This is a genomic window from Nocardioides sp. CPCC 205120 (assembly GCF_048654585.1).
Classification (GTDB): Bacteria; Actinomycetota; Actinomycetes; order Propionibacteriales; family Nocardioidaceae; genus Nocardioides.
On the sequence record NZ_JBMCYY010000001.1, the window covers coordinates 2,178,923 to 2,203,371 of the forward strand.

The 24,449-nt window shown below is 74.1% G+C and carries 20 protein-coding genes; 13 read left to right on the top strand and 7 right to left on the bottom strand.

Features of this window, described 5'->3' with window-relative positions:
• Positions 1–26 precede the first annotated feature (26 nt).
• The 6 genes from ACOACO_RS10170 to ACOACO_RS10195 form a co-directional block, all read right to left on the bottom strand.
• Positions 27–851, bottom strand: a complete 825-nt coding sequence (locus tag ACOACO_RS10170; RefSeq protein WP_420296107.1) for a hypothetical protein — start codon at positions 849–851, stop codon at positions 27–29.
• Positions 848–2,065: a hypothetical protein gene (locus ACOACO_RS10175; RefSeq protein WP_420296108.1), complete on the bottom strand. Its 1,218-nt coding sequence runs from the start codon at positions 2,063–2,065 to the stop codon at positions 848–850. Before ACOACO_RS10175 ends, ACOACO_RS10170 begins: the two co-directional genes overlap by 4 nt.
• On the bottom strand, positions 2,062–3,333 hold the full coding sequence (locus ACOACO_RS10180; RefSeq protein WP_420296109.1) for a hypothetical protein: 1,272 nt from the start codon (positions 3,331–3,333) through the stop codon (positions 2,062–2,064). The genes ACOACO_RS10175 and ACOACO_RS10180 overlap by 4 nt, the downstream gene beginning before the upstream one ends.
• A 140-nt stretch (positions 3,334–3,473) precedes the next feature.
• Complete coding sequence (locus tag ACOACO_RS10185; protein WP_420296110.1) at positions 3,474–4,463, bottom strand: TIGR03557 family F420-dependent LLM class oxidoreductase; 990 nt, start codon at positions 4,461–4,463, stop codon at positions 3,474–3,476.
• 154 nt (positions 4,464–4,617) lie between these two features.
• Positions 4,618–6,390 (bottom strand): acetyl/propionyl/methylcrotonyl-CoA carboxylase subunit alpha, encoded by a 1,773-nt coding sequence (locus tag ACOACO_RS10190; RefSeq protein ID WP_420296325.1) that lies wholly within the window; start codon positions 6,388–6,390, stop codon positions 4,618–4,620.
• Between the two features lie 215 nt (positions 6,391–6,605).
• Complete coding sequence (locus tag ACOACO_RS10195; RefSeq protein WP_420296111.1) at positions 6,606–7,265, bottom strand: hypothetical protein; 660 nt, start codon at positions 7,263–7,265, stop codon at positions 6,606–6,608.
• A gap of 88 nt (positions 7,266–7,353) precedes the next feature.
• Here ACOACO_RS10195 and ACOACO_RS10200 point away from each other — a divergent pair, with 88 nt between their 5' ends.
• Positions 7,354–7,893 (top strand): GtrA family protein, encoded by a 540-nt coding sequence (locus ACOACO_RS10200; RefSeq protein WP_420296112.1) that lies wholly within the window; start codon positions 7,354–7,356, stop codon positions 7,891–7,893.
• On the opposite strand, the gene ACOACO_RS10205 is transcribed toward ACOACO_RS10200, so the two are convergent.
• Positions 7,820–8,422, bottom strand: coding sequence for a Maf family protein (locus tag ACOACO_RS10205; RefSeq protein WP_420296113.1), 603 nt, complete (start codon positions 8,420–8,422; stop codon positions 7,820–7,822). The two genes, ACOACO_RS10200 and ACOACO_RS10205, sit on opposite strands and share 74 nt — an antisense overlap.
• A gap of 62 nt (positions 8,423–8,484) precedes the next feature.
• Between ACOACO_RS10205 and ACOACO_RS10210 the strand changes: the two genes are divergently transcribed.
• The 12 genes from ACOACO_RS10210 (at position 8,485) to ACOACO_RS10265 (ending at position 24,315) form a co-directional block, all read left to right on the top strand.
• Entirely contained in the window at positions 8,485–10,272 is a 1,788-nt protein-coding gene (locus ACOACO_RS10210) for an ABC transporter ATP-binding protein (protein ID WP_420296114.1), read from the top strand.
• Positions 10,269–12,095 carry an ABC transporter ATP-binding protein gene (locus tag ACOACO_RS10215; RefSeq protein WP_420296115.1) on the top strand — a complete coding sequence of 609 codons (1,827 nt, stop codon included), beginning with the start codon at positions 10,269–10,271 and terminating at the stop codon, positions 12,093–12,095. The genes ACOACO_RS10210 and ACOACO_RS10215 overlap by 4 nt, the downstream gene beginning before the upstream one ends.
• Before the next feature lie 44 nt (positions 12,096–12,139).
• The gene (gene hisI / locus ACOACO_RS10220) at positions 12,140–12,484 is read left to right on the top strand and encodes a phosphoribosyl-AMP cyclohydrolase (protein ID WP_277498637.1); all 345 of its coding nucleotides are present in this window, start codon (positions 12,140–12,142) and stop codon (positions 12,482–12,484) included.
• Positions 12,481–13,089, top strand: a complete 609-nt coding sequence (locus tag ACOACO_RS10225) for a Trp biosynthesis-associated membrane protein (RefSeq protein WP_420296116.1) — start codon at positions 12,481–12,483, stop codon at positions 13,087–13,089. Before hisI ends, ACOACO_RS10225 begins: the two co-directional genes overlap by 4 nt.
• Before the next feature lie 80 nt (positions 13,090–13,169).
• Positions 13,170–13,370: an HGxxPAAW family protein gene (locus ACOACO_RS10230; protein ID WP_420296117.1), complete on the top strand. Its 201-nt coding sequence runs from the start codon at positions 13,170–13,172 to the stop codon at positions 13,368–13,370.
• A gap of 5 nt (positions 13,371–13,375) precedes the next feature.
• Positions 13,376–14,233: an indole-3-glycerol phosphate synthase TrpC gene (trpC, locus tag ACOACO_RS10235; RefSeq protein WP_420296118.1), complete on the top strand. Its 858-nt coding sequence runs from the start codon at positions 13,376–13,378 to the stop codon at positions 14,231–14,233.
• A gap of 62 nt (positions 14,234–14,295) precedes the next feature.
• Complete coding sequence (trpB, locus tag ACOACO_RS10240) at positions 14,296–15,465, top strand: tryptophan synthase subunit beta (RefSeq protein WP_420296326.1); 1,170 nt, start codon at positions 14,296–14,298, stop codon at positions 15,463–15,465.
• The gene (trpA, locus tag ACOACO_RS10245; protein WP_420296119.1) at positions 15,462–16,286 is read left to right on the top strand and encodes a tryptophan synthase subunit alpha; all 825 of its coding nucleotides are present in this window, start codon (positions 15,462–15,464) and stop codon (positions 16,284–16,286) included. Before trpB ends, trpA begins: the two co-directional genes overlap by 4 nt.
• A complete protein-coding gene (locus ACOACO_RS10250) occupies positions 16,279–16,956 on the top strand; it encodes an SCO family protein (protein ID WP_420296120.1) in 678 nt (225 codons plus the stop codon). Before trpA ends, ACOACO_RS10250 begins: the two co-directional genes overlap by 8 nt.
• A gap of 18 nt (positions 16,957–16,974) precedes the next feature.
• Positions 16,975–18,009: a prolipoprotein diacylglyceryl transferase gene (gene lgt, locus ACOACO_RS10255; RefSeq protein ID WP_420296121.1), complete on the top strand. Its 1,035-nt coding sequence runs from the start codon at positions 16,975–16,977 to the stop codon at positions 18,007–18,009.
• A gap of 299 nt (positions 18,010–18,308) precedes the next feature.
• Entirely contained in the window at positions 18,309–22,856 is a 4,548-nt protein-coding gene (gltB, locus tag ACOACO_RS10260) for a glutamate synthase large subunit (RefSeq protein WP_420296122.1), read from the top strand.
• The gene (locus tag ACOACO_RS10265; protein WP_420296123.1) at positions 22,849–24,315 is read left to right on the top strand and encodes a glutamate synthase subunit beta; all 1,467 of its coding nucleotides are present in this window, start codon (positions 22,849–22,851) and stop codon (positions 24,313–24,315) included. Before gltB ends, ACOACO_RS10265 begins: the two co-directional genes overlap by 8 nt.
• The last annotated feature ends 134 nt before the right edge of the window (positions 24,316–24,449 follow it).

The following is a 24,449-nucleotide window of genomic DNA, read 5'->3' on the forward strand; positions in this document are numbered from 1 at the left end:
CGGGACGGGTCGGGTGCGGCGGACCCTCAGCGTCGGCGCTTGCGGGGAGGCCGGCCGCGCGTGGTGTCCCGCGGCTTGCGCATCTCGACCGGGCGGGCCTTCGGCGACGACCCGGCGGCGACGGGCACGTTGGTGAAGGACCGGCCGGAGCGGACGCGGACGATCCCGATGAGGCCCCACACCACGCCGCCGCCGACCAGACCCACCACGGTTCCGACGACGGCGCCGAGGACGGTGTCGCCGCGGCGGGTGGACCCCCGGGGCTCGGTGGTGTCCTCGACGTCGGTGATGTCGGGTGGGATGGCGCGGGCCCACTCGTCGAGCCGTGCCGAGGCCTGCCCGACCATCCCGTACGAGGAGATCTCGTCGTAAATTGCTACGTCCTCCGGGGCCAGTGCGACGCCGGCCTCCTCGAGCCGGTACGACGGGGGCAGGGACCGGTGGCCGGTGAGGGCGACGTCGCCGTCGCCGTTGCCCTCCCAGATCGCGACCACGCCCTCGACCTCGACGTTGGCCATGACCTGGTCGAGGGCGTGGCCGGCCTGGGCGTACCCCGCGTTCCACGACTTCGCGACGACCAGCACGTAGAGGGGCGCGCCCTCCTCGGCGATGACCTCCTCGATGGCGGACTCCGCCGCGGGGTCGAGCAGCGCGCTGCTCCCGGGGGCGACGACGACGTGGTCGCCCGCCGCCCAGGCGTCCATGGCCTGCTGGAGGACGTCGCCCGGGGCCAGGTCGTCGCGGGGACCGTCCGGGCCCCCGATGTCCTGCCGCACGCCGAGCGCGGCGAGGGTGCCGCACGCCAGGCCGACCACGGCGGCGAGCGTGCGGGTGCGGAGGAAGGCCCTCACGAGCGACCCCCTCCGGCCCGGGCCCGGCCGACCTCGCTCCACAGGTCGTCGACGAGGGCACCGAACCCGGTGCGGGCCCAGACGTCGCCGCCCTCGTAGTAGGGACGCCGACGCAGACCGTGCCGCACGGTCAGCGGGTCGGTGATGGGGCCGACCGAGCAGGCCTTGCACACGGGCACCGCGAGGCCCGCGTCGGCCACCTCCCGCGTGCGGTCGCCCCGCCCGTGCAGGGGGTTCGCGAAGCAGGGGCGGTACGGCGCTCCCCTCGGCTCGTCGAGCGCCTCGGCCGCCACGCGGGTCAGGACGAGGGCGCCGACGAGGTCGAGGCGGCGGGCCCGTCCGGGGGACGGGTCGTCGAGGATGGCCTGCGCCGTGGCGTACGACCCGTCCACCCGGGTGCGGGTGGCGGCGTCGAGCGGTCGCCCCGCTCGTCGGGAGCGGCGTCGACCGACGACGTCGAGCTCGCGGCGCACGGTGTGCTCCAGCGTGGCGAGATGGTCCGGGGAGTCGACCCCGCCGCGGCTCGGCGCCGAGGCGTCCGCGAGCACCTTGGCGTCACGGCGCACCCGGGTCCCGGCGGGCGCCGTCTCCCGCCAGCGGGTCACGTTGCGCACCAGGAGCGTCGCGCCGATCCCGACGGCCACGAAGGCGACGGCGGGCGCGAAGGAGGCGCTGAAGGCGTCGGACGGTCCGTCGCCCCCGATGTCCCAGTCGGGGCGCTGCCAGATGCCACCGAGGTACTGCCCCGGGTCGTCCGCGGTGCCGGCGAGCTGGTCCACGCCCCACGCGACCTGGCCCACGACGGCGCTCTGCGCGTCCTGGGACTGCCCGGGCACGTACTCGATCCTGGTCGAGCTCCACTCGCCGGTGCCGAGGTCGGCGCTCGCGTTGGAGGACGGGTCCGTGGCGGTGAAGTAGTAGCCGTCGCCGAGCTCGCGGGACAGGCGCAGGGCGAGGTCCTGGGCTGCCTCGTAGCCGTGATCGCCCTCGGCGAGACCCGGGACGCCGGGCACGAGGGCGACGTACACGGGCACCCCCTCCTCCCGCGCCGTCCCCACCTTCGCCGTCAGGGCGGCGTCCACCTCGTCACGGGCGCCGTTGCCGTACAGCGGGTGCACGAGGACCGGGTCCTCGCGCAGCGCCGCGGCGACGTCGTCGATCGAGGGGGAGAGGCCGAGGTCGTCGTCCTCGGGGACGGGGGCCACCGCGCTCACCGCTGCCGCATCCGGTGGACCGCGCCGACGAGGTCCGGTTGGAGGGCCCCGAAGCCGGTCGATGCCCAGGGCTCGATGCCGCTCTCGAAGTAGTGGCGCGGCCGGCCGTCCACCATCACGTCGAGGATCTCGGGCCGGGCCCCGCGCTTGAGGTCACGGCGGCACCGGTTGCACAACGGTGCGTGCAGCCGCTCGCCGGCCACCTCGACGTCGCGCACGTTCTCGCCCGGCCCGTGGAGCGGGTTGAGCAGGCACGGTGGCGACGGCCGGTACGCGCGGCCGCGCAGCGCCGCGGCGAGGGCGGCACGCCCGCGCTCGGCGAGCACGAGGCCGCCGACGCCGTCGAGGAGGGGCACGTCATCCGCGCGCTCCTCGGGCCGCAGCACCCGCCGGGCGGCGTCGTAGTGGTCGAGCGCGGCCTGCCAGGACGTGGCGTCGCCCTTCGGTGTCAGCTCCGCCTCGTCGACGGCCTCACCCAGGGCGAGCAGCGCGTCCCTCCCGCGGGTGACGACGCCGGCGTCGCGGGCGGACCGGACCAGGTCGAGGGCGGACGGGGGCAGGACGAAGGCGCCGTTGCGGGTCGTGCCCGCCGACGTGCCGGAGCCCGACGAGCGTCCGCCGCGGAGGGCGCGGGCGACCAGGACGACCAGCACGACGACGCCCAGCAGGATGCCCGTCGTGGCGCCGGCGCCGAGCCCGTCCCCGTCGCCGCCCCCGTCGCCGCTCGTCCGCGCGTACGACTCCTCGCGGGTCTCGCGGACCTCCTGCTGGAAGTCGTCCCAGACCGCCATGTCGGCCGGCCCGCCCGACACGTGGGCCGCCAGCGCCTCCGTCAACCGCACGAGCGCCGGTCCGAGCTCCGGCTCGACGACGTGGACGTCGAGGGCGTCGTAGGCGTCGGGAAGCTGCTCCGACGGGTTCCATGCCCGCTCCGCGAGGGTGTACTCGGGCCCGCCGTTCTCCTCGACGTACGCCGGCTCGTAGAAGTAGCTGGTGCCGAGGTAGAGGCCGTCCAGGTAGAGGCCCTCCTGGTCGGCCTCGTCGTGGACGAGCGCGAGGAGGTTGTCCATGTTCCGCTCGAACCGGCCGGACTCGGACAGGTCCTCCACGACGACGAACACCGGTGCGCCGGCCTCGCGCAGGGCCGTGAGGTTGTCGACGATCACGGCCTGCTCGTGGGGCTCCAGCCTCGACGCGGCAGAGCGGTGGACGTAGAGGCCCGTGGTCTCGAGGGCGGCGATGATCTCGTCCAGGTCGTCCTCGGCCACGTGCTCCCGCCCCCTCGTGCGTCGTACCGGCGCCGGGCGCCGTGGCCGCCCCTCGTCGGCCGCGCCCATTCTGCGCCACGCGCCCGGCCCGCGGGTGTGCGGGCCGGGCGGGTGGGTGCGGTGACGGGTGGTGCGGGGGATCAGGGGGCGGCGGCCCGCAGCTTCTCCAGCAGGGGGCCGGCGGCCTCGGCGAGGAACTCGTCGACCGTGTCCCCGCCGACCTGCACGAGGGCGACGTCGGTGAACCCGGCCTCCCAGAACGGCTTGACGGCCTCGACGACGGCGTCCAGGTCGGGCCCGCAGGGGATGGTCTCGGCGACGTCCTCGGGCCGCACGTACTGCGTCGCGCCCGCGAACCCGGCCGTGGTCGGCAGGTCGGCGTTGACGGCCCAGCCGCCGGCGAACCAGCGGAACTGCTCGTGGGCCCGCTGGGTGGCCTCCTCGGCGTCGCGGCCCCAGGCGATCGGGATCTGGCCGACGGCGCGGCCGGGCGAGCCGATGCGCGGGGCGCCCTCGGTGGCGTTCCAGGTCTCGACGAGCCCGGCGTCGGGCTCGGTGGCCACGAGGTGGTCGGCCAGCGGGCCGAAGCGGTGCACGGCCTTCTCGCCGCCGACCGCGATGCCGATGTCGACCGGCTCGTCGGGCAGGTCCCAGATGCGGGCCGAGTCGACCCGGAAGTAGTCGCCCTCCCACGTCGTCAGCTCGCCGGTGTGCAGCGCGCGGATGATCTCCACGGCCTCGACGAGCATGTCCTGGCGGGCGTCGACGCTCGGCCAGCCCTGGCCGACGACGTGCTCGTTGAGGTTCTCGCCGGCGCCGAGGCCGAGCGTGAAGCGGTTGTCGGACAGCAGCCCCAGGGTCGCGGCCTTCTGGGCGACGACGGCGGGGTGGTAGCGGATCGTCGGGCAGGTCACGTAGGTCATCAGGTCCACCCGCTCGGTGGCGTGCGCGACGGCGCCGAGCACGCTCCAGGCGTACGGCGCGTGCCCCTGCGCCGAGAGCCACGGGAAGTAGTGGTCGCTGGAGACCTCGAAGTCGAACCCGACCTGCTCCGCCGCGACGGCGTGACGCACGAGGTCCTTGGGGCCGGACTGCTCTGTCATGAGGGTGTAGCCGAAACGGGTCGTCATGGATCCACCCGAGCACGGCGGTCCAAACGCACCCGGGCCGCATCCCGGACGGTCCGCGACGCACGACGCCGGGCCGCCCGCGAGGGGCGACCCGGCGTCGTACCGGCCCGTGCCGGTCAGGTGCTGGTGTCCTGCTGCCGTGCGGGGGGAGCGGTCAGTCCTTGAGCTCGCAGACGACCGCGCCGTTGGTGACGGTGGCCCCGACCTCGGCGGTCAGGCCGGTGACGGTGCCCGCCTTGTGGGCCTTCAGCGGCTGCTCCATCTTCATCGCCTCGAGCACGACGATGGTGTCGCCCTCGGCGACCTCCTGGCCCTCGGAGACGACGACCTTGACGATCGTGCCCTGCATGGGCGAGGTGACGGAGTCGCCCGAGGCGGCCGCGCCGGCCTTCTTGGCGCCGCTGCGCTTCGGCTTCTTCGCGCCCGCCGCACCCGCGCCCGCGGCGACCCCGCCGAGGCCCGCCGGGAGCACGACCTCGAGGCGGCGGCCGCCGACCTCGACGACGACCGTCTGGCGCTCGCCCTCCTCCTCGGCCTCGCCGACGGCGCCCGCGTAGGGCTCGATCTGGTTGTCGAAGTCCGTCTCGATCCACTGCGTGTAGACGGTGAACTCGCCCTGGCCAGTGGGGGTCGAGGCGCCGACGTACGCCGGGTCCTCGACGACCGCGCGGTGGAACGGGAGCACCGTCGGCATGCCGTCGACGACGAACTCGCCCAGGGCACGGCGGGAGCGCTCGAGGGCCTGGGTGCGGTCACGGCCGGTGACGATGAGCTTGGCGATGAGGGAGTCGAACGAGCCGGGGACGGTCTCGCCGTTCTCGTAGCCGCCGTCGACGCGGACACCGGGGCCCTGCGGCGGGTTCCACGCGGTGAGCGTGCCGGGCGCGGGCATGAAGTTGCGTCCGCCGTCCTCGGCGTTGATGCGGAACTCGATCGAGTGGCCGCGGATCTCGGGGTCGTCGTAGCCCAGCTCCTCGCCGGCGGCGATGCGGAACATCTCGCGCACCAGGTCGATGCCGGTGACCTCCTCGGAGACGCAGTGCTCGACCTGGAGGCGGGTGTTGACCTCGAGGAACGAGATGGTGCCGTCCTGGGCGACGAGGAACTCGCAGGTGCCGGCGCCGTGGTAGCCCGCCTCGCGCAGGATGCGCTTGGAGGACTCGTAGAGCTCGGCCAGCTGCTCGTCGCTGAGGAACGGCGCGGGCGCCTCCTCGACGAGCTTCTGGTTGCGGCGCTGCAGCGAGCAGTCGCGGGTCGAGACGACGACGACGTTGCCGTGCTGGTCGGCGAGGCACTGGGTCTCGACGTGGCGCGGCTTGTCGAGGAACTTCTCCACCAGGCACTCGCCGCGGCCGAAGGCGGTGACCGCCTCGCGCACCGCCGACTCGTAGGCGTCGGGGATCTCCTCGAGGGTGCGGGCGACCTTGAGGCCGCGGCCGCCGCCGCCGAAGACGGCCTTGATGGCGACGGGCAGGCCGTTGGCCTTCGCGAACTCGACGACCTCGTCGGCGTCGGCCACGGGGTCCTTGGTGCCGGGCGCCAGGGGCGCCTTCGCCTTGTCGGCGATGTGCTTGGCCTTCGCCTTGTCGCCGAGCGCCTCGATGGCCGCCGGCGGGGGACCGATCCAGGTCAGCCCGGCGTCGATGACGGCCTGGGCGAAGTCGGCGTTCTCGGCGAGGAAGCCGTAGCCCGGGTGGACCGAGTCGGCCCCGGACTTCTCGGCGACCGCGATGATCTTCGCGATGTCGAGGTAGGAGTCGGCAGGCGTCGCGCCGCCGAGCGAGTGCGCCTCGTCGGCGAGCCGCACGAACAGCGCGTCGCGGTCGGGCTCGGCGTAGACGGCGACGCTGCCGATGCCGGCGTCCTTGCAGGCGCGGATGACGCGCACGGCGATCTCACCGCGGTTGGCGATGAGGACGCGACGCAAGGGCTTGATCTCGGGCACGGGCACTCCTCGAAGGCTCGGGTCACTCGACTCACGGCGCGCCCCGCGGCGCCACCGCAGCGGAGTCTAGGGGCACCGGGGCCGTCGTGAGCGAGCGGATCCGGAATTCGGTCCCTGTCGGCCGGTACGGCGTACCGCGCCCGCGCCGTGAGCCCGCTCACGGACCCGGTGGGCGCCGTCGGCCCCGGTGCTCGCCCTCAGATGCTGATGCCGTCCAGCAGCGCCGACCACCAGCCGGGCCGGCCGGCGGGACCGAGGGCCGTCCGGGCGACGGTGACGGGGAGGGCGTCGTGCGCCGTCGCCGCGGGCTCCCACCGCACCCGGGTCCGGCTCCGGGGCGCGGCCCCCTCCTCGGCGGTGCCCCAGGTGCGGGGCCGCAGCCCGCGCCGCCGCATCCGCGCCACCCGCACGCCGTCCCGCAGCACCCAGGTACGGCGGCGCGAGCGGTGCTGCACCTCCCACCGGACCCCGTGCACCTCGACGTACCCGTCCCGGTGGCGGCGGCGCCAGCCCTCGCCGCGCCCGTTGTCGACGGTGCCGACAGCGCCCCCGGGCAGCAGCAGCGTGCCGCGTGCGCCGTCGAGCAGCCGGCCGCGCCCGCGGACCCACGTGCGGCGCGCGAGGCTGCCCAGCGGGTCGTTCACCGAGCGCCACACCCGCTGCAGCGGGGGCGCCTCGGTCCAGCCCGGCGGCAGGCCCTCGGCGAGCTCGACCCGCCCCGCGGGCCGGCCCGCGGGGTCCAGCAGGTGGAGGGCGCCGGTGCGGTCGTCGAAGCGGACCCGCCACGCGTCGGGGGAACCCGAGGGGGACCCGGCGGGCGCGGGCGAGGTGGGGCCGGTGGGGCCGGTGGGGTTCACGGCCGCGGTGCTACCCCCTCCCGGCCACGGCCACACCCGCGGGGGCGGCGTGCGACGCCGGGGGCGCGCTGGGGATAGCCTGCGATGCATGGGACGGCGTTGGCGACGGCTGGCCGCCGAGGTCAGCAAGTTCAGCCTCGTCGGCGGTCTCGCGACCCTCGTGTCCTTCGTGCTCTTCAACGCCCTGCTGCACGGTGCCTGGGTGGTGGACCCCGTGCTGGGCGACCGGCCGTACTCGTCGTACGTGCTCGCCAACACGATCGGCATGCTCGTCAGCTACAGCGGCACCAAGCGGTGGGTCTTCCGGCACCGCCAGGCCCCGGGGGCCGACGGCGGCTTCCTGGCCTACGCCGGGATCAACGTCGTGACGATGGTGCTGCCGATGGCGTGCCTGTGGTTCAGCCGCTCGGTGCTCGGGCTGAGCGACCCGGTCGCCGACAACATCTCGGCGAACGTGATCGGGCTGTCGGCCGGCTTCGTCGCCCGCTTCTACCTCTTCCGCACCTACGTCTTCAACAGCCCGGTGCAGCGGGCGTCGACGGTGCCCGCGGCGATCATCGCGGAGCCCACAGGTCCGTCCACCGCAGCCCCAGCTCGGCGCACAGGGTCCTCAGGAGAGGCACGCTGACGCCGACCACGTTGTGGGGGTCGCCCTCGACGCCCGTGACGAACGCGGCGCCCCGCCCCTCCAGCGTGAACCCGCCGGCGACGTCGAGCGGCTCACCGGTCGCCACGTAGGCGGCGATCTCCTCGTCGTCGACGTCCGCGAAGTGCACGACGGTCGAGGCCACCGCCGTCGTGCTGCGGTCACCGGCCAGGTCGAGGAGCGCGTGCCCGGTGTGGAGCACGCCCGAGCGACCGCGCACCTCCTGCCAGCGCCGCGTCGCGACCTCCGCCGTGCCCGGCTTGCCGTGGGCGGTCCCGTCGACCTCCAGCACGGAGTCGCACCCGAGGACGAGGGCGTCGTCGGGGAGACCGCCGCGGCGCACGACCGCGTCGGCCTTGCGGACGGCCAGCTGGCCGGCCATCTGCGCCGGGGCGAGGTGCTCGAGGCCCGACTCGTCGGCGCCGGAGACCACGACGAGGGGCTCGACGCCCGCCGTGCGGAGGGTGGCCAGACGGGCGGGGGAGGCGGAGGCGAGCACGAGCGTCGTCACCCGGTCGAGCCTAGGGCCGGCGACGTGCGGAATGTCGGCCCCGTCTCCTAGGTTGGACCACCGTGCCTGCCTCCTCCCGCGACCGTTCCACCACCGCGGCCGGCCTGAAGGTGCTCGGCGTCGCGATCCGGCGGGAGCCCTGGGTGTTCACCGTCTCGGCGGTGGGCAGCGTCCTCTTCGGCGCCCTCACCGTGGCCGACGCCTGGGTGCTCGGCTGGTCCACCGACCACGTCGTCCTCCCCGCCTTCGAGACCGGCGAGGTGGGTGCGGGAGCACTGTGGGCGGTCTTCGGCCTCTTCGTCGGCGTCGCCATCCTGCGCGCGGTCGGCATCGTGGCGCGGCGCCTCGGCGCGGGGATCATGCAGTACCGGATGGAGGCCCACTACCGCCGGGCCGTGACGCGGCAGTACCTGTCGCTGCCCATGTCGTGGCACCACCGCCACCCCACCGGCGTGCTGCTGTCCAACGCGAACTCCGACGTCCAGGCGGCGTGGGGCCCCGTGGCCCCGCTGCCGATGGCCGTCGGCACGATCGCCATGATGGTCGTCGCCGTCGCGCAGATGCTCCTCACCGACGTCGTGCTCGCGGTCGTCGGCCTGATGGTGTTCCCGGCCGTGATCGCGGTCAACCTGTGGTTCCAGCGCGTCACCTCCCCGCTGATGACCCGGGTGCAGGAGCTGCGCGGCGAGGTCAGCGAGATCGCCCACGAGTCGTTCGAGGGCGCGCTCGTGGTCAAGACCCTGGGCCGCGAGGCCGAGGAGACCGAGCGCTTCGCCCGGCGCACCGCCGACCTGCGCGACGTCGCCATCGAGGCCGGCCGGCGCCGGGCCCTCTTCGACCCGCTGCTCAACGCGCTGCCCAGCATCGGGGTGCTCCTCGTGCTGGTCGTCGGCGTCGTTCGGGTGCTCGACGGCGACACCGACGCCGGAGCCGTCGTCACGGTGGCCTACCTGCTCACCGTCGTCGCCTTCCCCATCCGCTCGATCGGCTGGCTGCTCGGCGAGCTGCCCCGCAGCGTCGTCGGCTTCGACCGCGTGCACGCGGTGCTCGAGGAGCAGGCCGGGATGGAGTACGGCGTGAGCCCGGCCCCGCGCACCGCGGCGGGCGGCGCGCTCCTCGAGGTCGAGAACGTGCGCTACGGGTACGACGCGGCCGTCCCCGTCCTGCAGGACGTGTCCTTCCGGGTCGAGCCGGGCCGCACGGTGGCCCTCGTGGGCCCGACGGCGTCGGGCAAGAGCACCCTCACCGCCCTGCTGAGCCGGCTGGTCGACCCCGCGGCCGGCCACGTGCGCATCGACGGCACCGACCTGCGCGACCTGGCGCCGGGCGCCCTGGCCGAGGTGCTCGCGGTCGTGCCGCAGACCGCCTTCCTCTTCGACGACACCGTGCGCGGCAACGTCGCGCTCGGGGTCGACGTCACCGACGACGAGGTGTGGGCCGCCCTGCGGGTCGCGCAGGCCGACGGCTTCGTCGCCCGCCTGCCGCAGGGGCTCGACACCCCGCTGGGCGAGCGCGGCACCACCCTGTCCGGCGGCCAGCGCCAGCGCCTCTCGCTCGCCCGGGCCCTCGTGCGCCGCCCCCGCCTGCTCGTGCTCGACGACGCGACCTCGGCGGTCGACCCCGAGGTCGAGGCCCGCATCCTGGCGGCGCTGCGGGAGGGCGCCGACGGCGCCACCGTGGTCGTGGTCGCCTACCGCAAGGCCACCATCAGCCTCGCCGACGAGGTGGTCCACCTCGACCAGGGCCGCATCGTCGACCGCGGTCCCCACGCCGCCCTGCTCGAGCGCAGCCCGGCCTACGCCCGGCTCGTCAACGCCTACGAGGCCCTTCCCGAGGAGGTCCAGGCGTGAGCGCCGTGACCAGCCCGACCCGTCGCGAGACCACGAGCGTCGGCACCGGCGACGACATCGGCGCCGTCGACACCATCCGCCGCGGGGTGCGCCACTCCCCGGAGCTCATCGACGGGCTCGTCGGGACCCTCCTGCTGGCGGTGCTCTCCACCGTCGGCCAGGTCGTCGTGCCCGTCGCGGTGCAGCAGACGCTCGACCGCGGCATCGGAGCGCCCGGCGGCCCCGACGTGGGCTTCACCGTCCTCATGGCCGTCGCCGCCGGCGTCGCCGTGCTGGTGACGGGCGTGGCGTCGTACTTCATGACCGCCCGCCTCTTCGTCGCCGCCGAGACCGGCCTGGCCACGCTGCGGGTCAAGGCCTTCCGCCACGTCCACGACCTGCCGCTGGGCACGCAGGACACGGAGCGCCGCGGGGCCCTGGTCTCGCGCGTCACCAGCGACATCGACCAGGTCAGCCAGTTCATCGTGTTCGGCGGCGTGCTGTTCATCGTCAGCATCGGCCAGATCCTGGTCGCGACCGTCGTCATGGCCGTCTACGACTGGCGCCTCACCCTCGTGGTCTGGGTCTGCTTCGCGCCGCTCTTCGCGTCGCTGCGCTACTTCCAGCGCAAGCTGTCGCAGGCCTACGGCATCGTGCGCAACCAGGTCGGCGTGATGCTGTCGGCCATCGCCGAGCCCGTCGTCGGCGCCGCGGTCGTGCGCTCGTACGCCGTGGAGGCGCGCACCCAGGCCCGCATCGACACCTCGATCGACCGCTACCGCTCCGCCGCCACGAAGGCGCAGGGCTTCACGGCTGTCTCGTTCTCCCTCGGCGGGATCTCGGCCGGCCTGGCCAACGCCGGCGTCATCGTGGTCGGCGTCTGGCTCGGGCTCGCGGGCGACGTGAGCGCCGGCGAGATCCTCGCGTTCGCCTTCCTCGTCACCCTCTTCGTCGGTCCGGTGCAGATGGGCACGCAGATCCTCACCGACGCCCAGAACGCCATCGCGGGCTGGCGCCGGGTCGTCGCCCTGCTCGACACCCCCGCCGAGCTCGTCGACCCCGGCGAGGACGGTGCCGAGCTGCCCGACCGCGCGGTCGACGTGGAGCTCGACGACGTCTGGTTCGCGTACGGCGGCGGGGAGCCCGTGCTGCGCGGCATCTCGCTGCGCATCGAGGCGGGGCGTCGCGTCGCCGTCGTCGGCGAGACCGGCTCGGGCAAGTCGACGATCGCGAAGCTGCTGACGCGGTTGGCCGACCCGACGGACGGCGCGGTGCTCCTCGACGGGGTCGACCTGCGCGAGGTGCGCAGCAGCTCGCTGCGCCGCCGCGTCGTGCTGGTGCCCCAGGAGGGCTTCCTCTTCGACGACACCGTGCTGGCGAATCTCCGGTACGGCGACCTCGACGCCGACGAGCAGCGCGTGCTGGCCGCCGCCGCGGAGATCGGCGTCGACGACTGGCTCCTCGGGCTGCCCGACGGCGTCCACACCCGTGTGGGCCAGCGCGGCGAGTCCCTGTCGGCGGGGGAGCGGCAGCTGGTCGCGCTCCTGCGCGCGCACCTCGCCGACCCCGACCTGCTCGTCCTGGACGAGGCGACGAGTGCCGTCGACCCGGCCTTGGAGATGCGCATCAGCCGCGCGCTCGAGGCGCTCATGGACGGCCGCACCTCGATCACCATCGCCCACCGCCTCACGACGGCGGAGAACGCGGACGAGGTCGTCGTGGTCGACGCCGGCCGCGTGGTGCAGCACGGCCCGCACGCGGCGCTCGTCGCGCAGCCCGACGGCGTGTACGCGCGGCTCCACCGCTCGTGGGTCGCCCAGCAGGCCGTGGCGGGCGAGCGGTGACCACCCCCGACGGGCCGGTGCCGACCGGCCCGGATACTGGAGCGGTGAGCACCCTGGCCCCCGAGATCGCCGCCCGCCTCAAGCGCACGGAGGACGGTCTGGTCCCCGCCGTCGTCCAGCAGCACGACACGGGCGAGGTCCTGATGCTGGGCTGGATGGACGACGAGGCCCTCGCCCGCACGCTGGCGACCGGGCGCGCGACGTACTGGTCCCGCTCCCGGCGGGAGTACTGGGTGAAGGGCGAGACCTCCGGCCACCGCCAGTGGGTGAAGGACGTGCGCCTCGACTGCGACGGCGACACCCTGCTGGTGAAGGTCGACCAGGAGGGCGCGGCCTGCCACACCGGGGACCGCACCTGCTTCGACGCCGTCCGGCTGGGCCCCGCGTGAGCGCTCCCGCCACCCCGCGGCCCGACGGCCGGCGCCGCACCTTCGGGCCCGTCGTCCTCGTCGGACTGGTCGCCAGCGGCCTGACCGCCCTGGGCGGCACGCGGGCGTGGGTGGGCACCGACGGCGAGACCGGTCGCGTCGCGGGCATCGGCCCGGGCGGCCTGGCGCGGACCAGCGACATCGGTGAGGCGCCGCTGGCCGCCGCCCTCGGGCTCGTGCTCCTCGCGTGCTGGGGCGTCCTGCTGGTGACCCGGGGCTGGTTCCGCCGCGCCGCGGCCGCCCTCGGTGCGCTCGCGGCCCTGGGCGTGGTGGCCGTGGCGGTCACCTCGGTCCGCACCCTGCCCGACGACGTGGCCGAGCAGCTCGCGCGGGGCGGCACGACCGACGCCGACCCGGGCGTCACCGCGTGGCTGCCGGTGACGGCTCTGGCCGCCCTCGTCGCCCTGGCCGCCTGCGTCGCCGCGGTGCGGCTCGCACCGTCGTGGCCCGAGATGGGGTCGCGGTACGACGCGCCCGCCGACGCCGCGACCACCGCCACCCGGGCCCCCGAGACCTCCCTCGACCTCTGGAAGGCCATCGACGAGGGCGAGGACCCGACGCGGTGATCCGACCGCGGCCCGCCTAGAATCGACCGTGGCCCGGGCGAGCCCGGCGCCGACGCACCCCCCGCAACCGAGGAGCCCTCATGTCGAACAACCACGGCAACACCCCCGCGGCCTGGACCAGCGTCTTCGTCGCGATGATCGGGTTCCTCGTCGGGTCCGTGGGCCTCATGCTCGACCCCATCAACCTCCCCGTGTTCTACGTCGGCCTCGGGCTGGCCGTCGGGTCCTTCTTCCTCTTCCTGGTGATGGCCAAGATGGGCCTGCACGAGGAGAAGCACTGACCGGGGTGACGGTCCTCGACGAGATCGTCGCCGGGGTCCGTGAGGACCTGGCGCGCCGCGAGGCCCAGGTCGACCTGGCCGGGCTGCGGGCGCGGCTCGCCGACGTCGACCCGCCCCGCGACCCCATGCCGGCGCTGCGCGCCGCGGGGTCGAGCGTGATCGCCGAGGTCAAGCGGCGCAGCCCCAGCAAGGGGCACCTGGCCGACATCCCCGACCCCGTCGTGCTCGCGTCGGCGTACGCGGCCGGCGGTGCGGCGGCCATCAGCGTGCTCACCGAGGAGCGCCGCTTCGGCGGCTCCCTCGCCGACCTCGTCGCGGTGCGCGCCGCGGTCGACGTGCCGCTGCTGCGCAAGGACTTCGTGGTGACCGAGTACCAGGTGGTCGAGGCCCGCGCCGCGGGCGCCGACCTCGTGCTGCTCATCGTCGCCGCGCTCGACGACCCGACGCTGCACCGCCTGCACGACCTGGCCCGCGAGCTGGGGCTCACCGTGCTGGTCGAGGTGCACGACGAGGCCGAGACCGAGCGCGCCGTCGCCCTCGGCGCCGAGCTGGTGGGCGTCAACGCCCGCAACCTCAAGACCCTCGCCGTCGACCCGGCCGCGTTCGGGCGCCTCGCCCCGCTCGTGCCCGCGGACCGCGTGCTCGTCGCCGAGTCCGGCATCGGCGGCGTCGCCGACGTCGAGGGGTACGTCGAGCAGGGTGCGCGCGCCGTCCTGGTGGGCGAGACCCTCGTGCGCGACGGCGACCCGGAGGGCGCCGTGCGCGCCATGTCCGGCATCACCCGCAGCCGGCCGTCGGCCGGGACCCCGTCCCAGCCCTCGTCCGAGCCCCCGTCCCAGCCGACCGTGGAGGTCACCCCGTGAGCCGCTTCGACGCCGACGACCACGGCTTCTTCGGCGAGTCCGGCCGGTGGGGCGGCCGGTTCATGCCCGAGGCGCTCGTGGCGGCGCTCGACGAGCTCACCGAGGCGTGGCACACGGCGATGGCCGACCCCGGCTTCACCGCCGAGTTCGAGACCATCCTGCGCGAGTACGCCGGCATCCCGAGCCCGCTCTACGAGGCCACCCGCCTCTCCGAGATGGTCGGCTGCCGCGTGCTGCTCAAGCGCGAGGACCTCAACCACACCGGCGCCCACAAGATCCGCAACGTGCTGGGCCAGGCGCTGCTGACCAGGCGCATGGGCAAGAAGCGCGTCATCGCCGAGACCGGGGCCGGCCAGCACGGCGTGGCCAGCGCGACCGCCGCGGCGTACTTCGGTCTCGACTGCACGATCTACATGGGCGCCGTCGACACGCGGCGCCAGGCCCTCAACGTCGCCCGGATGCAGCTGCTGGGCGCCGAGGTCGTCGCAGTCGACACGGGCAGCGGCACGCTCAAGGACGCCATCAACGAGGCGTTCCGCGACTGGGTCGCCAGCGTGGACCACACGGCGTACCTCTTCGGCACGGCGGCGGGCCCGCACCCGTTCCCGTCGATGGTCCGCGAGTTCTGCCGCGGGATCGGCGACGAGGCCCGGGCGCAGGTGCTCGAGCGGTACGGCCGGCTGCCGGACGCCGTCGCCGCCTGCGTCGGCGGCGGCTCGAACGCCATCGGCCTGTTCGCGGGCTTCCTCGAGGACGACGACGTGGCCATCTGGGGCTTCGAGCCCGGGGGCGACGGCGTCGCGACCGGACGCCACGCGGCCACCATCACGGCCGGCGAGTCGGGCGTCCTCCACGGCTCCCGCACCTTCGTGCTGCAGGACGAGGACGGCCAGACCGTGGAGTCGCACTCCATCTCGGCCGGGCTCGACTACCCCGGGGTGGGCCCGCAGCACTCCCACCTGGCGGACGTCGGGCGCGCCACCTACGTCCCCGTCACCGACGCGGCCGCCATGGACGCGATGTCCCTGCTGGCCCGCACCGAGGGCATCATCTGCGCGATCGAGTCGGCCCACGCGGTCGCCGGCGCGCTCGACGTCGCCCGTGAGCTCGCGGCGACGAAGGGCCCCGAGGCCACCGTGCTCGTCAACCTGTCGGGCCGCGGCGACAAGGACATGGGCACCGCGATCGAGTGGTTCGGGCTCGGCCGCACGGAGAAGGAGATCGAGGCGTGAGCACCGCCCCCGCGTTCGCCCGCGCCCGCGAGGAGGGCCGCGCGGCCCTCGTCGGCTACCTGCCCGCCGGCTTCCCCGACGTGCCCGGCGCCATCGAGGCGCTGCGCACCATGGTCGACGCCGGCTGCGACGTCATCGAGGTCGGCCTGCCCTACAGCGACCCGGTCATGGACGGCCCCACCATCCAGGCCGCGGCGCAGCAGGCGCTCGACGGCGGCTTCCGCGTCGCCGACGTCCTGCGCACCGTCGAGGCCGTCGCGGCGACCGGCACCCCGACGCTCGTGATGACCTACTGGAACCCCGTCGAGCGGTACGGCGTCGAGCGGTTCGCGCGCGACCTGTCCGAGGCCGGGGGAGCGGGTCTCATCACCCCCGACATCACGCCCGACTACGGCGCGGAGTGGATCGCGGCGGCCGACGCCCGCGACCTCGACAAGGTCTTCCTCGTGGCACCGTCCTCCACCGACGAGCGGATCACCATGACGACCGCGGCCTGCCGGGGCTTCGTCTACGCCACCGCCGTCATGGGCGTCACCGGGGCGCGCGTCGCCTCGAGCGAGCTCGGCGGCCCGCTCGTCACCCGCGCCCGGGCGCTGCAGCCCCGCGGTGCCGACCTGCCCGTCGGGGTCGGCCTCGGCGTCGGCAACGGCGACCAGGCGGCGGACGTGGCGGCCTACGCGGACGGCGTCATCGTCGGCTCGGCCTTCGTGCGCACCCTGCTCGACGCCGGCACGGACCGCCAGGCGGGCCTCGCGGCGCTGCGCGCCCTCACCGAGGACCTCGCCACGGGAGTACGCCGGGGGAGCGCCGGCGGTGCGTGAGTCCGCCCCGGCCCGGGTACGCCGCGCTGCCGCCGTCGCCGCCCTCGCGCTGGCCGGCCTCACCGCGTGCGGCGGCTCGGCCGAGCCGCTCAACCCGATGGTGGGCGCGGAGATCAGCGACGACGCGCTCTACGGCTCCGTCATCGACCAGGCGCCCTACGAGGTGCCCGACGTGACGCTGACCTCGACGCTGGGCGACGCGCCGGAGGGCACGCCGTACTCGTTGACGACCGACTCGACCGCGGACCTGACGCTGGTCTTCTTCGGCTACTCGAACTGCCCCGACATCTGCCAGATGGTGATGGCGAACGTCGCTAACGCGCTGGCCCGGCTCGAGCCGGCCGACCAGGAGCGCGTGCAGGTCCTGTTCGTCACGACCGACCCGGCGCGCGACGACGTGGCCACCCTTCGCACCTACCTCGAGCGGTTCGACCCGGCGTTCGTCGGGCTGACCGGCGACATGGCCGCGCTGCAGGAGGCCGGGGACGGCTTCCACGTCTACTTCGAGGAGGGGGCGCGGCTGCCGAGCGGCGGCTACGACGTCACCCACCACGACCAGGTGAGCGGCGTCGACGCCGACGACACGGTGCCGGTGCTGTGGATGCGGGACACCTCGCCCCACCAGCTCGCCACCGACGTCGCGACCCTCCTGGCGCGTCCCGCCTCCTGACGGGCGATGATGGGCCCCATGCTCACGGCCCTCGACGCGTTCCCGGCGCTCGTCCACGCGATCCCCAGCCCGGACCAGGGCGTGTGGCACCTGGGGCCGCTGCCCCTGCGGGGCTACGCGCTGTGCATCATCCTCGGCGTCGTCGCCGCCGTGATGATCGGGGAGCGCCGGTGGGTGGCCCGCGGCGGGCAGTACGGCGACGTGCAGGACATCGCGGTGCCCGCGGTGCTGCTCGGCATCGTCGGCGCCCGGATCTACCACGTCGCGACCGACTGGGAGCTCTACTTCGGCGAGGGCCGCGAGCCGATCCGCGCGCTGTACCTGTGGGAGGGCGGCCTCGGCATCTGGGGCGCGATCGCCCTCGGCGCGCTCGGCGCCTGGATCGGCGCGCGCCGCAAGGGCATCCGGTTCCTGCCGCTCGTCGACGCCCTCGCGCCCGGCCTGCTCGTGGCCCAGGCGATCGGGCGGTGGGGCAACTGGTTCAACCAGGAGCTGTTCGGCCGGCCCACCGACCTGCCGTGGGGCCTGAGCATCGACCTCGAGAACCGTCCGACCGGCTACACCCAGTTCGAGACGTTCCACCCGACCTACCTCTACGAGTTCCTCTGGAACCTCGCGGCCTTCGCCCTCATCGTCTGGCTCGACCGCCGCTACCGCCTGGGCGGCGGCCGCGTGGTCGCGCTCTACGTCGCGACGTACACGGTCGGGCGCGCCTTCACCGAGTCGCTGCGCATCGACGAGGTGCAGCTCGACGACGTGCTGGGGCTGCGCCTCAACGTGTGGACCTCGATCGTGCTGTTCACCGCCGCCGTCGTGTACCTGCTCGTCACCCGCGGGCGGACCCGTGAGGACGACGTGTACGTCGAGGGGCGCCGCCCCGAGGCGACCGACGCGGGGACCGACGCCGGGACCGACGAGGTGGATCCCGACGCCGCGCCGGGGGCCGCCGCGGACGCGCGCGCCGGGCGCTCCGGCACCACCTCGACCACCCAGGACACCGAGGGCGGCGCGCCCGCCCCGCCGCGCCGTCGCCGGTTCGGCTCCCGCGGCTGACGCTCCGCCGGCCGCCGGCGGGCCCGCGGTCGGGCCCTCCGTCCGGCCCCGCCGCCGGCCCTGCGACTGAACGGCGTACCGCCACCGTGTGGCCGTCGCGCACCAGCGACGTTTCACGGTGGTAACCTCACCGCCTGCAGGGCCAACGTCGTCCCTTCGAAGGTGGGCCCGGGGCCTCGCACCCAGCCGGCACGACAGCCACGAGCTGTCGCTCCGCGCGACGCCACGACCACCCCCGCACCAGTGATCGCCCGGCGCGCCCCCACGCCCGCCGGGCCCCGACGACGGGAGATGTCCACGTGCCCATCTCGCACGCGATCCCCGAGGCCCAAGGGCTCTACGACCCGCGGTTCGAGCACGACGCCTGTGGTGTCGCCTTCGTGGCCACCATGACCGGCGAGGCCAGCCACGACATCGTGGCCAAGGCCCTGCAGGCGCTGCGCAACCTCGACCACCGCGGCGCCGCCGGCGCCGAGGTCAACTCCGGCGACGGCGCCGGCATCCTGCTCCAGGTCCCCGACGCGTTCCTGCGCGCCGTCGTGGACTTCGAGCTGCCGGAGGTCGGCGGCTACGCCGTCGGCACCGCCTTCCTGCCGCGCGAGGGCGACGACCTCGCCAAGGCGCGCACCACGATCGAGGAGATCGCGACCCAGGAGGGCCTCGAGGTCCTCGGGTGGCGCGACGTCCCGGTCGAGCCCGCCGTGCTCGGCTCGATGGCGCTCGGCGTCATGCCGACCTTCAGCCAGCTGTTCGTGGCTCCCGCCGACCGCTCGGTGGGCGGCATGGACCTGGAGCGCCTCGCGTTCTGCCTGCGCAAGCGCGCGGAGCGGGAGGCGGAGGCCTACTTCCCGTCGCTGTCGTCGCGCACCCTGGTCTACAAGGGCATGCTGACGACCGACCAGCTCGACCACTTCTTCCCCGACCTCGTCGACGAGCGCATGGCGTCGGCGATCGGCGTGGTGCACTCGCGCTTCTCGACGAACACGTTCCCGAGCTGGCCGCTGGCGCACCCGTTCCGCTTCATCGCGCACAACGGCGAGATCAACACGGTCATGGGCAACCGCAACTGGATGCGCGCCCGCGAGGCCCTCCTGGCCTCCGACGCCATCCCGGGCGACCTCGACCGTCTCTTCCCGATCTGCACCCCGGGCGCCTCGGACTCCGCGTCCTTCGACGAGGTGCTGGAGCTGCTGCACCTTGGCGGGCGCAGCCTGCCGCACTCCGTGCTCATGATGATCCCGGAGGCCTGGGAGAACCACGGGGAGATGGACGAGGCCAAGCGGGCCTTCTACGAGTTCCACTCCACGATGATGGAGCCGTGGGACGGCCCCGCCTGCGTCGTCTTCACCGACGGCACCCAGATCGGCGCGACGCTCGACCGCAACGGCCTGCGCCCCTCCCGCTTCTGGGTCACCGACGACGGCCTCGTCGTCCTGGCCTCCGAGGTCGGCGTGCTCGACATCGACCCGGCCACGATCGTGCGCAAGGGCCGTCTGCAGCCCGGCAAGATGTTCCTCGTCGACACGGCCGAGCACCGGATCGTGGAGGACGAGGAGATCAAGGCGGGCCTCGCGGCCGAGCAGCCCTACGCCGAGTGGCTGGCCGACGGCCTCGTGCACCTGAAGGACGTGCCGGAGCGCGAGCACGTCGTGCACACGCACGCCTCGGTCACCCGCCGCCAGCAGGTCTTCGGCTACACCGAGGAGGAGCTGCGCGTCCTCCTCGCGCCGATGGCCAACGCCGGCGCCGAGCCGATCGGCTCGATGGGCACCGACACCCCGATCGCGGCGCTCAGCGAGAAGCCGCGGCTGCTGTTCGACTACTTCTCCCAGCTGTTCGCGCAGGTCACCAACCCGCCGCTGGACGCCATCCGCGAGGAGCTCGTCACCTCGCTCAACGGCTCCATCGGCCCGGAGGCCAACCTGCTCGAGCCGGGCCCGGACTCGTGCCGCCAGGTCGTGCTGCCGTTCCCCGTCATCGACAACGACGAGCTGGCGAAGATCCGCCACATCAACCGCGACGGCGAGCACCCCGGCTTCGTCACGCACGTCGCCCGGGGCCTGTACCCCGTCGAGGGCGGCGGCGCGGCGATGGCCGCCCGCCTGCGGGAGATCTGCGCCGAGGTCAGCGCCGCGATCGCCGACGGCGCCCGCATCATCGTGCTCTCGGACCGCCACTCCACCCGCGAGCTGGCGCCGATCCCGTCGCTGCTGCTCACGGGCGCGGTCCACCACCACCTGGTGCGCGAGAAGACCCGCACCCAGGTCGGCCTGCTCGTCGAGGCCGGCGACGTCCGCGAGGTGCACCACGTCGCCCTGCTCGTCGGGTACGGCGCGGCCGCCGTCAACCCCTACCTCGCCATGGAGTCCGTCGAGGACCTGGCGCGGGCGGGGTACTACGTCAAGGCCGAGCCCGAGGTCGCCGTCAAGCACCTCGTGAAGGCGCTCGGCAAGGGCGTGCTCAAGGTGATGAGCAAGATCGGCGTCTCGACGGTCGCCTCCTACACCGGCGCGCAGATCTTCGAGGCCGTCGGTCTCTCGCAGGAGCTCGTGGACGAGTACTTCGTCGGCACGACCTCCAAGCTCGGCGGCATCGGCATCGACACGGTCGCCGAGGAGGTCGCGCGGCGCCACGCCGCGGCGTACCCCCCCAGCGGCGTGGCCCCGTCGCACCGCGAGCTGGCCATCGGCGGCGAGTACCAGTGGCGTCGCGAGGGCGAGCCGCACCTGTTCGACCCCGAGACCGTGTTCCGCCTGCAGCACTCGACGCGCGCGGGCCGGTACGACGTGTTCAAGCAGTACACGAGCCGCGTGGACGAGCAGTCCGAGCGCCTCATGACGCTGCGCGGGCTCTTCCGGTTCAAGGACGCCGGCGCGACCGGTCGCCGGCCGATCCCCGTCGAGGAGGTCGAGCCGGTCTCCGAGATCGTCAAGCGGTTCTCCACCGGCGCGATGTCGTACGGCTCCATCTCCCAGGAGGCGCACGAGACCCTCGCGATCGCCATGAACCGGCTCGGCGGCAAGTCGAACACCGGTGAGGGCGGCGAGGACGCCGACCGCCTCCACGACCCGGAGCGCCGCAGCTCGATCAAGCAGGTCGCCTCGGGACGCTTCGGCGTGACGAGCGAGTACCTGACGAACGCGGACGACATCCAGATCAAGATGGCGCAGGGCGCGAAGCCCGGCGAGGGCGGCCAGCTGCCGGGCCACAAGGTCTACCCGTGGGTGGCCAAGACCCGGCACAGCACGCCCGGCGTGGGCCTGATCTCCCCGCCGCCGCACCATGACATCTACTCGATCGAGGACCTGGCGCAGCTGATCCACGACCTGAAGAACGCCAACCCGGCGGCGCGGGTCCACGTGAAGCTGGTCTCCGAGGTCGGCGTCGGCACCGTCGCCACGGGCGTCTCCAAGGCGCACGCGGACGTGGTCCTCATCTCGGGCCACGACGGCGGCACGGGCGCGTCCCCGCTCACGTCGCTCAAGCACGCGGGCGGTCCCTGGGAGCTCGGCCTCGCCGAGGCCCAGCAGACGCTGCTCATCAACGGGCTGCGGGACCGGATCGTGGTGCAGGCCGACGGCCAGCTCAAGACCGGTCGCGACGTCGTCATCGCCGCCCTGCTGGGCGCCGAGGAGTTCGGCTTCGCCACCGCCCCGCTCGTCGTCTCGGGCTGCATCATGATGCGGGTCTGCCACCTCGACACCTGCCCCGTGGGCGTCGCGACGCAGAACCCGGTGCTGCGCGAGCGCTTCAGCGGCAAGGCCGAGTACGTCGTGAACTTCTTCACCTACATCGCGGAGGAGGTGCGGGAGTACCTGGCGCAGCTGGGCTTCCGCAGCATCGACGAGGCCGTCGGCCAGGTCGGCGCGCTCGACGTGGAGCAGGCCGTGGACCACTGGAAGGCGGCCGGTCTCGACCTGACGCCGATCCTCCACGAGCCCGACACAACGGCGTTCCCCGAGCAGGACCTGCGCTGCACGAAGACGCAGGACCACGCGCTGGAGAAGGCGCTCGACAACGAGCTCATCGCCATCGCCCGCCCCGCGCTCGAGAACGGCGAGCCGGTCCGGGCCCAGGTCGCGGTGCGCAACGTCAACCGGACGGTCGGCACGATGCTCGGCCACGAGGTGACCAGGCGCTACCGCGGCGAGGGCCTGCCGGACGGCACGATCGACATCACCCTGACCGGCTCGGCGGGGCAGTCGTTCGGCGCCTTCGTCCCGCGCGGCGTGACGCTGCGCCTCGAGGGCGACGGCAACGACTACGTCGGCAAGGGCCTCTCGGGCGGCCGCCTGGTGATCCGCCCGGACCGCGCGGCGACGTTCGCCTCGCACGAGCAGATCATCGCGGGCAACACGATCGGGTACGGCGCGACCTCCGGTGAGATCTTCATCCGGGGCGGGGTGGGCGAGCGCTGCTGCGTGCGCAACTCCGGCGCCGTCGTGGTGACCGAGGGCGTGGGCGACCACGCCTGCGAGTACATGACCGGTGGACGCGTGGTGGTGCTCGGCAAGACGGGCCGCAACTTCGCGGCCGGCATGTCGGGCGGCATCGCGTGGGTGCTCGACCTCAAGCCGTGGCGGGTCAACGGCGAGCTGGTCGACCTCCGCGCGGTCGAGGGCGAGGCGGCCGAGGAGCTGCACGGCCACGTCCGCACGTTCTTCGAGGAGACCGGGTCGGTCATCGCCGAGCAGCTGCTCGCCGACTGGCCCGCGTCGCTGGCGCGCTTCACCGAGGTGATGCCGCGTGACTACAAGCGGGTGCTCGACGCCCGCGCCGCTGCGGAAGCCGAGGGCCTCGACGAGGACCAGACGGCCGCCCGGATCATGGAGGTGCTGCATGGCTGACCCGAAGGGCTTCCTCAAGGAGGGCCGCAAGGTCGCGACCCGTCGTCCCGTCGAGGAGCGGGTGAACGACTGGAACGAGGTCTACCCCAACGGCATCGGCCGTGCGCTGCTGCCGATCATCACGCCGCAGGCCGGGCGCTGCATGGACTGCGGCATCCCGTTCTGCCACCAGGGCTGCCCGCTGGGCAACATCATCCCGGAGTGGAACGACCTGGTCTGGCGCGACGACTGGGAGGAGGCGATCGAGCGGCTGCACGCCACGAACAACTTCCCGGAGTTCACCGGTCGCCTCTGCCCGGCGCCCTGCGAGACCGCCTGCGTGCTGGGCATCAACCAGGACCCGGTGACCATCAAGAACGTCGAGGTCTCGATCATCGACCGCGCGTGGGAGGCCGGCTACGTCAAGCCGCAGCCGCCCGAGTGGCTGTCGGGCAAGACCGTCGCCGTCGTCGGCTCGGGCCCCGCGGGCCTGGCCGCCGCGCAGCAGCTGACCCGCGCCGGCCACACCGTCGCGGTCTACGAGCGGTCCGACCGCATCGGCGGCCTGCTGCGCTACGGCATCCCCGAGTTCAAGATGGAGAAGCAGCACGTCGACCGGCGCCTCGACCAGATGCGCCGCGAGGGCACCGTGTTCCGCACGGGCGTCGACGTGGGCAAGGACGTCACCGGCGAGGACCTGCGGGCCCGCTACGACGCCGTCGTGCTGGCCACCGGCTCCACCGTCCCCCGCGACCTGCCGGTCCCCGGGCGCGAGCTCGGCGGCATCCACCAGGCGATGGACTTCCTGCCGCAGGCCAACCGGGTCGCGGTCGGGGAGACCGTCGAGGGCCAGGTGCGCGCCGACGGCAAGAACGTCGTCATCATCGGCGGCGGCGACACGGGCGCGGACTGCCTCGGCACGTCCATCCGCCAGGGAGCGGCGTCCATCACGCAGCTCGAGATCATGCCCCAGCCGGGTGGCGAGCGCCCGAGCACGCAGCCCTGGCCGACGTACCCCGCGCTGTTCCGCGTCTCCTCGGCCCACGAGGAGGGCGGCGACCGGGTGTACGGCGTGTCCACCAAGGAGTTCCGCGGCGACGAGGACGGCAACGTCCGCGCGCTGCTCCTCGTCGACGTGCGGTTCGAGGACGGCCGCCTCGTCGAGATCGAGGGCTCCGAGCGCGAGATCCCGGCCGAGCTGGTGCTCTTCGCGATGGGCTTCACCGGGCCGGAGACCGACTCGGTCGTGGCCCAGCTCGGGCTCGAGCTCGACGAGCGGCGCAACGTCAAGCGCGACCCGACGTACCGGACCTCGGTCGAGGGCGTGTTCGCGGCCGGTGACGCCGGTCGCGGGCAGTCGCTCATCGTCTGGGCCATCGCCGAGGGGCGGGCGGCCGCGGCGGCGGTGGACGAGTACCTCACGGGCTCCACGTCGCTGCCGGTGCCCATCAAGTCGACGGAGCGACCGCTGGTCGTGTGAGCGCGGCGGCCGCTCGCGTCGTACCACCGACGCCGGCCGCACCGCACCTGTCGTCAGTGCCGGGCCACGGGGCCGGGACCCTCACGGGGGTCCCGGCCCCGTGGCGTTGCTGTGAAGTTCATTTGAACGATCCA

Excerpts from the sequence above, each read along its gene's own strand:
- ACOACO_RS10185 (WP_420296110.1), bottom strand. The coding sequence starts at position 4,463 with ATGACGACCCGTTTCGGCTACACCCTCATGACAGAGCAGTCCGGCCCC.
- ACOACO_RS10200 (WP_420296112.1), top strand. The coding sequence starts at position 7,354 with ATGGGACGGCGTTGGCGACGGCTGGCCGCCGAGGTCAGCAAGTTCAGC.
- ACOACO_RS10230 (WP_420296117.1), top strand. The coding sequence starts at position 13,170 with ATGTCGAACAACCACGGCAACACCCCCGCGGCCTGGACCAGCGTCTTC.
- trpB (WP_420296326.1), top strand. The coding sequence starts at position 14,296 with ATGCCCGAGGCGCTCGTGGCGGCGCTCGACGAGCTCACCGAGGCGTGG.
- lgt (WP_420296121.1), top strand. The coding sequence starts at position 16,975 with ATGCTCACGGCCCTCGACGCGTTCCCGGCGCTCGTCCACGCGATCCCC.
- ACOACO_RS10265 (WP_420296123.1), top strand. The coding sequence starts at position 22,849 with ATGGCTGACCCGAAGGGCTTCCTCAAGGAGGGCCGCAAGGTCGCGACC.